The 7,370-nt window shown below is 63.1% G+C and carries 7 protein-coding genes; 2 read left to right on the top strand and 5 right to left on the bottom strand.

Annotation, left to right across the window (positions count from 1 at the left end; translation table 11 throughout):
* Both EN884_RS18755 and EN884_RS18750 read left to right on the top strand, forming a co-directional pair.
* A partial coding sequence (locus tag EN884_RS18755) for a VWA domain-containing protein (RefSeq protein WP_128360670.1) occupies positions 1-404 on the top strand: 404 nt, incomplete at its 5' end.
* Complete coding sequence (locus EN884_RS18750) at positions 404-1,291, top strand: amidohydrolase (RefSeq protein ID WP_063170273.1); 888 nt, start codon at positions 404-406, stop codon at positions 1,289-1,291. The genes EN884_RS18755 and EN884_RS18750, both read left to right, overlap by 1 nt.
* 4 nt (positions 1,292-1,295) lie before the next feature.
* On the opposite strand, the gene EN884_RS18745 is transcribed toward EN884_RS18750, so the two are convergent.
* The 5 genes from EN884_RS18745 to EN884_RS18725 all read right to left on the bottom strand — a co-directional run.
* On the bottom strand, positions 1,296-1,703 hold the full coding sequence (locus EN884_RS18745; protein ID WP_063168528.1) for a carboxymuconolactone decarboxylase family protein: 408 nt from the start codon (positions 1,701-1,703) through the stop codon (positions 1,296-1,298).
* A 219-nt stretch (positions 1,704-1,922) separates the two neighbouring features.
* The gene (locus EN884_RS18740) at positions 1,923-3,419 is read right to left on the bottom strand and encodes a sugar ABC transporter ATP-binding protein (RefSeq protein ID WP_063168529.1); all 1,497 of its coding nucleotides are present in this window, start codon (positions 3,417-3,419) and stop codon (positions 1,923-1,925) included.
* Positions 3,419-4,468: a hypothetical protein gene (locus EN884_RS18735; protein WP_063168530.1), complete on the bottom strand. Its 1,050-nt coding sequence runs from the start codon at positions 4,466-4,468 to the stop codon at positions 3,419-3,421. The genes EN884_RS18740 and EN884_RS18735 overlap by 1 nt, the downstream gene beginning before the upstream one ends.
* Positions 4,465-6,588, bottom strand: a complete 2,124-nt coding sequence (locus EN884_RS18730) for an SMP-30/gluconolactonase/LRE family protein (RefSeq protein ID WP_013530839.1) — start codon at positions 6,586-6,588, stop codon at positions 4,465-4,467. Before EN884_RS18730 ends, EN884_RS18735 begins: the two co-directional genes overlap by 4 nt.
* A gap of 82 nt (positions 6,589-6,670) precedes the next feature.
* The coding region (locus EN884_RS18725; RefSeq protein WP_164895053.1) for a sugar ABC transporter substrate-binding protein at positions 6,671-7,370 on the bottom strand (700 nt) is incomplete at its 5' end.

Here is a 7,370-nt window from a genome sequence, read left to right as displayed (position 1 = left end):
GCGACGGCGACCAGGCATTGGCCCGCGCCGCTGTCCAGGTCGACGATTGGGACGGCGGCACCCGCATGGAGCGGACGCTGGTCGCCTTCCTCTCGGTGCCGCGCTTTTCAGCCTTTGCACGCGGTGCCGCTATCGTCATCCTATCCGACGCGCTGGAACGCGGCGATCATGCCGAGTTGGAGACAGCCATGCGGCGGCTGAGCGCCCGCGCCTTCCGGCTGTCGCTGGCCACACCTTTGGCCGGCGACCCGCGCTTCCGGCCGGCAACGGCGGCACTTCGCGCCATCCTGCCTGACCTCGACGATCTCGTCGACGGCTCGTCGCTTGCCGGTCTCACCGATTTCATCCTGTCGCTCGCCCGCCCTGCTCCGGCGGCGGCGACAATCTGGAAGAGGGTTTCATGATGCAGAAAACCATCGACGCACATTTTCACATCTGGCGCCAACAGGATCAGCCATGGCTGGTCGGACCGATGGTGCCGCGCATCTTCGGCCCCTACGAACCGATCCGGCGCGACTATCCGATCGAGGAATTTCTCGAAGACCAGAGGGATTCAGGCGTCGAGAAGGCCGTCTACGTCCAGACCAACTGGGCCAAGGAGGATTTCGAGAAGGAAGTCGCTTTCCTGCAGAAGACGTCCGACGAAACCGGCTGGCCGCATGCCATCGTCGGCTACACCGACATGACCGTCGACGATATCAGGCCTCAGATCGATCGCTTGATGAAATACAAGCTGCTGCGCGGCCTGCGCATGCAGTTGCACTGGCACGAGACCCCGGCCTTCCGCTTCGCCGCCTCCGCCGATCAGGTGATCGACCCGAAAGTGCGCGCCAATGTGGCGCGGCTCAAGGATTATGGCCTGTCCTTCGACCTGCAGCTCTTCCCCGCCCAGATGAAGGACGGCCTGACGCTGGTCGGCGAGAACCCCGAAACGAATTTCATCCTCACCCATGCAGGCATGCTGACCGGCATGGAACCGGAAACCACCGAGGCCTGGAAGGCAGGCCTGCAAACGCTGTCGGCGGCGCCCAATCTTTACGCCAAGCTGTCGGGCCTCGGCACCTTCGTCCACCGCAACGATCCCCTGCTGATCGCCTATGTCGTAGACAACGCGATCGATATCCTGGGCGCCGACCATCTGATGTTCGGCTCGAACTTCCCGATCGAGAAGCTGTGGACCAGCCACGCTGAGCTGATCAAGGCGCACCGCGACGCGGTGGCCAAGCATGGTGCGGTGGCCGAGGCGGATATCTTCTGGAACACGGCGGAGAAGGTTTACCGGCCGGTGTGACGCCTCACTTCACCTCGAACTGCGGATCGACTGGAATCTGCATCGCCGTCACCAGATGGTTGGTCTGGCCGGCGAGCCCGATGATCGACACCAGTTCGCCATGCTGCGCATCGGTCATGCCCTTGGCGCGGGCTGCCGCCGTGTGCGAGTGGACGCAGTAGGAGCAGCCATTGGCGGTCGACACCGCGATGTAGATCATCTCCTTGGTCAGCGGATCGATGGCGCTGTCGGCGACCATCACCACCTTCAACTGTTCCCAGATCCGCTTCAGCGCCGGAGGATCATTGGCCAGCCCGCGCCAGAAATTGTTGACGAAATCAGATTTGCGCGTCGCGCGGATGTCTTCGAACACGGCTTTCACGGCGGGAATCTTTTCGACCTCGGCATCGCTGAGGAGTTTTGTGGTGGCCATGGGGTTTTTCCTTCGTTGGATCGTTGCGTGAATTGAATCAGGTCTTGAGCAATTGCGGCCAATCCACTCGTCCGATTCACTTTTCCAGCGCCGGCGTCTAGATTCAGGTCAGGCCGAGTCGAAAATGGTGGGTTCCGAGAACCGGAGCGGAGCGTACTTTTCGTACGTGAGAACCGGAAGCGCAGGAAACCGCCATTTGCAGGCCGGCCTCACCTGAATCTAATGCACGGCCGCGTACATGATCTTCTCCTCCGTGGCCTCCGCCGGCGAAAACTCCTCGACGATGCGGCCCTGGCGGCAGACCAGGATGCGGTCGGACAGGTTCATGATCTCCGGCAGGTAGGACGAGATGACGACGACGGCCAGCCCCTCATCGGCCAGCCGGTTGATGATCTGGTGGATCTCGGCGATCGCGCCGACATCGACGCCACGTGTCGGCTCGTCGAAGATGACGATGCGCGGCTTCTGCACCAGCCCCTTGCCGATCACCACCTTCTGCTGGTTGCCGCCTGACAGCTCGACGACGCGCGCATTGTCGTTGATTGCCTTGATGTTCAGCGTCTTCGTCCATTCGGCCGAGAGCGCGCGCATCTCCTGCGTGTTGATCACCCAGGCCTTTTCGCGGCCCGCCGCCAGCAGTCCGCCGAACAGGTTTTCGGCAATGCCCATCGTCTCGAAGATGCCTTCGCTCTTGCGGTCCTCGGTGACATAGACGATGCCGTCGGCCACCGCTTCGCTCGGCACGAGATAGCGCACCGGTCTGTCATCGAGTTCAATCGCGCCCCCGCGCAGGAAATCCCGTTTGTAGATGCCTGAGACGATCTTGAATGTCTCGGTGCGGCCGGAGCCGATCAGCCCAAACACGCCGGTGATCTGGCCCTCGAAGATCGAAAAAGAGGTGTTGCGCACGACATTGCTCATCGAAATGTCCTGCACCGACAGCACTTTCTTGCCCGCCTTGCGCAGCTTCGCTTCGTCGCGCTGGCGGTAGATCTGTCCCGATAGCGTGCGCCCGACCATGGCGGAAACGATCCTGTCGCGGTCGAAGGCGGATGTGTCGTCGGTAATGACCAGCTCGCCGTCGCGCAGGATGGTGATGCGGTCGGCGATATCGAGCGCCTCTTCCAGCGCATGGCTGATGAAGACGATCGAGACGCCGCCCGCCTTCAGCCGGCGGATCAGCGCGAAGAAGTGCCGCTTCTCCTCCGGCGTCAGCGTCGCCGTCGGCTCGTCGAAGATGATGATCTCGGCATTGTGGTGGACGGCGCGCGCGATCTCGACCATCTGCCGCTTGGCGGCGCCCAACGTTGCCACCATGGCGTTGGGGTCGACCGGAAAATTCAGCGACTGCAGGAACTGCTGCGCTGAAATGTAGGTGCCGCGCAGCCGGTTGAGGAACTTTTCGGTGCCGAGATAAAGGTTCTGCGCCACCGTCATCGACGGCACCAGGCTGGTCTCCTGGAACACCATGGCGATGCCGGCTTCAAGCGCTGCGTGCGGCGAGGCGTAGGCGATCTCTTGCCCATTGTGGAACATCTTGCCCGAAGTGGCATCGACCACACCGGCGATGATCTTGGTCAGCGTCGATTTGCCCGCGCCGTTCTCGCCGAGCAGCGCATGGATCTCGCCCTTGCGCAATTCGAAGCTGACGTTCTTCACCGCAGGCACGCCACGATAATTCTTGGTGACGTTTTCCAGCCGAACGATCGGTTCCATCAAAAACCTCCCGCATCGATCGCCAGCACGCAGTCGCCGCCTCTGGAGGCGACAAACAGCCGGCCATCCTTTTCCGCAACGCTGCAGATGCCATGACGCGTTCCATTGGCGCGGCTGTGCAGGCTGAACAGCGGCTGCATCTTCTGGTCGAGCCTGACCACCAGCCCATAGGAGCGGCTCGGCGACCACGGCTTGTGGATGCCCATGGTGCGGATGCCGCCGCATTGCAGCGGCTCGAGGAAGCTGCGGCTGGACGCCAGTGCCGGCGCGATCCAGTAGGCCGGCGGCACTTGGCTCAGCATGTCCTGCCGGTAATGCGTTTCCTGCAGCACGAATTCGATCAGCCGGTTGCGCGGCGCAAACAAGGTCAGCCAGGCCCCACCATCGGCGGACGGCGACAGCCGCGCGGGATATCCCGGCAGATGTGCAAGCACCGTCGAGCGGTTGCCGGTAGCGCCATCGAAGCGAACAAGCTGGTGACGCCAGCTTTCGCTAACCAGCAGATCCTCGCCGACAGGATGCAGCCCGTAGGGAAAGGCAATGTCGCCGGCGAGTTTGCGGAAATCACCGCCTGCGGCGCCTCGCTTCCAGAGCGAACCGGACACGCCCTTCTTCATCAGATCGGCGGCCCATTGCGATGGCGCATGCTCGGTCGAGCCGTTGGCCAGCCACAGCGTGCCGTCATCCGCATAGGCTAGTGCGGTGATGCAGCTGATCCCGGCCGGCAGTGAAACGTCGCTGCCGCCAATCAGCAACTTGCCGCTTTCCAGCCCGACCGTCAGTTCGCCCAATGGCGACAGCGCCAGCGCGGTGACGGCAGACGGAAAGGTCTCGACCACGACAGGTTGCGCTCCAGCAGCAATCGAATGGATGGCGTTGCCGCTGGAGACCAGCAGCCTGTCACCGGTAACCAGCAGATTATCCGGTTCCGTCAGCTCGGCAAAAGCCGGCGCATCATCCAGCCGCGTATTGGGGCGAAAAGCGCCGTCGAGCGGCGGGATGGTCACCGCCTTACCGCGGAACAGGTCGAGCACCGGGTCGAGGATCATGGCTTTGCTCCCCAATAGGAAGCGGGGCTGGTCCAGTTCGGGTCGGCGCCTGCAATCTTGTAGCGGCCGATACGGTTGTTGAGGATGCCGCCGACGAACAGATACCCCTTGTGCTCGCGCATCGAGGTGACCATCGGGTGCGCGCCGCCGGTGAGGTCGCCCATCGCCTCGACGATGCCGCCCTTCTCTGTGAATTTCACCACACCGCCGGTGTTGATGTTGGGGAACAGCCATTCGTCCTGCGGCAGCCGGCGCGTCATGCGCTTGCGCATGTCGGGATGGCGCAGCGACAGGTCGAAGCTCGGCGTGCGCATGCCGAGCCACGCCATCCAGTAATTGCCGTCGGAGGCGCGGTTGATGTTGTCGGGATAGCCCGGCATGTCGCGGATGACGCATTCGGCGGTGCCGGCCTTCGGCCCTTCCAGCCAGTAGCGGTGCACGCGGCAGGCCCAGCTTTCGGCGAAGAACAGCGACTTGCCGTCATGCGCCATGCACACACCGTTGGTGTAGCGATAGCCGTCGAGCAGCGTCTTCGTCGAGCCGTCCTTCGGGTCGTAGACCAGCAGCCGGCCGGTGGCACGGTTCTCGATCGAATCCAGCGCCCAATCGTGGGCGTCATATCGCTTAGTTGAATCTGTGAAATAGATGCGGCCGTCCGGTGCGATATCGCAGTCGTTGGGGTCACGCAGCCGTGCATCGTCGACGATCGAGGTCCACGAGCGCGACGTCTCCGCCGAGAGGCGTTTGACCTCCCGATCCGGCGAGACCGAATAGAGACCCATCGCGCCGACGCAGCTGATCAGATTGCCTGATTTGTCGAAGGCCAGCCCCAGCGGGAAACCGCCGATGTGGGCAAACACCTCCGACCTGACATAGTCCGGCGCGAAGAAGCGGACGATCTCGCCATGACGCGTGCCGCAATAGAGATTGTCGTCGCGGTCGAGGATGACGTCTTCCGGCCCCTCCAGCTCGCCAAGCCCGATATGCTCTGCGGCCGACAGCCTGTTGTCGAGTTCGTATGGCGTGCCCGAGCCGGGTGCGGCCGACTGTGTCTCGCCCATCTTGAGATAGACCGGCGCGACATAGACCTCATTCAGCACCTTGTGCCGGTTCTTCAGCCAGCGGATGTCGATGGTCACCGCCACCGCCAACATGATGCCGAGCACCATCTGGTTGGTGCCGGTGCCGTAGCCCAAGCGGATCAGACCGTTGGTCATGGTCAGCACGATGATTGCGCCCATCAGCCCCTTGATCACCGAGCCGCGCCCGCCGCCGAGGCTGACGCCGCCGACCACCGCCGCCGTCAGCGCCATGATCTCGAGGTTGAGGCCGGTTCCCGGCCCTGCCCCGCTCAGCCGGCAAGCAATGAGGAAGCCGCCGATCGAGGCGCAGAAGCCGGAAAAGACATAGGTCATGAACACGGTGCGGCGCACGCGGATGCCGGCATTGTGCGCCGAGCGCCTGGAGCCGCCGACCGCCAGCACGTGCCAGCCCGGCCGCGAACGCGTCAGCGCGATATGGGTGACGATGGCCAGGATGATCGCCAGCCACACCGAGACGGACAGCCCCCAGAAGGTGCTGTCGCCGATGAAGTCGAGCACATCCGATGTCGCGGTCGAGAGCTGCACATCGGCGGCATAGGTGGTGACCAGGATGTCGAACAGCGCCCGGCCGAAGATGAAGGTCACCAGCGTGGTGAGAAAGGCGCGCAGCCTGAGATAGCCGACAAGGTAGCCGTTGATGGCGCCGAAGATGAGGCCGGTGGCGAGCGATGCGGCCAGCGCCAGCCAGATCGACTGTTCGAGGATGAAGAAGACATAGACGGCGGAAAAGCACGACAGCGCGAAGATCGAGCCGACCGACAGATCGATGCCGCCACCCAGCATCACCACCGTCATGCCGGTGACGACCATCGAGAACTCGCCGAGCTGGCGGGTCGATTCCTGCAAAGCGGTCAGCTTGAAGAAGCCGGGAATGACCGAGCCGAAGGTCGCCAATGTCGCCACCAGCGCCAGGAACGGAATGGCGTTGTCGGTCCAGCGTTTGGTCAGTATCTCGCCGACGACATGGTCGGGCACGAGATTGTAGCGCCAGGACTGGAGGCGTTCGCGAAAGGACATCGGCTGCTGCTATTCCATGAGGGGACGAGGTGACCGGATCCTTCCGGTCACCTCGCTTGTACTTCAGTCGAAAAGGTGCGGCTTACTTTGCCGCCGCCGCTTGTGCCTGCAGCGCCTTCAGGTCCCAGCAGCTGTCGGGCTTGAGGTCGGCCTTGGTCGTCGCCTTCTCCAGCGTGTAGATGTAGGTGTGCGAGGTGCCGGCCGGCTGGCCGCTCTGCAGCAGGAACTTGATGATGGCGTTCATGTCGCCCGACTGGCGAGCAAGATCGGTCATCACCACAGCGCCATAGGTGCCGTCGACCAGCTTGTCGCAATCGGCCGCCTTTTCGCCGCCGCCGGTGGTGACCAGGAACACCTTGCCGTCGAGTTTGGCATCGCGGATCGCGGCGGACGCGCCGGTGGCGTCGCCATCCCAGAAATCGATGATCGAGCAGATATCCGGGTTCTGCTGCAGCATCGTCGTCGTCACGTTGCGCGAGGTCGTCGCATCCCAGTTGGAATCGGGCTTGGCCACCACCTTGAAGTCGGGATTCTTGTCCAGCACCTTCATGATGCCGGCATACTGATAGAGGCTGGAGGAGTTCGCCTGGTCACCCTGCACAAGGCCGATCTTCTTCGACGAGTTCGGGCCGCAGCCCTTGATCGCCGCTTCGGCCTCGAGCTGGCCAAGCCGGTCCCAGTCACTGCCGATAAAGGCGTCGGCCGGGAAGTTGGCGGGATTGTCGACCAGGATGACATAGGTGCCGGCGGCCTGTGCCTTCTTCATCAGCTTGGAATAGGAG

Origin of the sequence: Mesorhizobium sp. M7A.F.Ca.AU.001.01.1.1, assembly GCF_004022735.1 — a bacterium.
In the GTDB taxonomy this organism is placed as follows: Bacteria; Pseudomonadota; Alphaproteobacteria; order Rhizobiales; family Rhizobiaceae; genus Mesorhizobium; species Mesorhizobium ciceri.
This window is presented reverse-complemented; position numbering and strand designations above follow the sequence as displayed.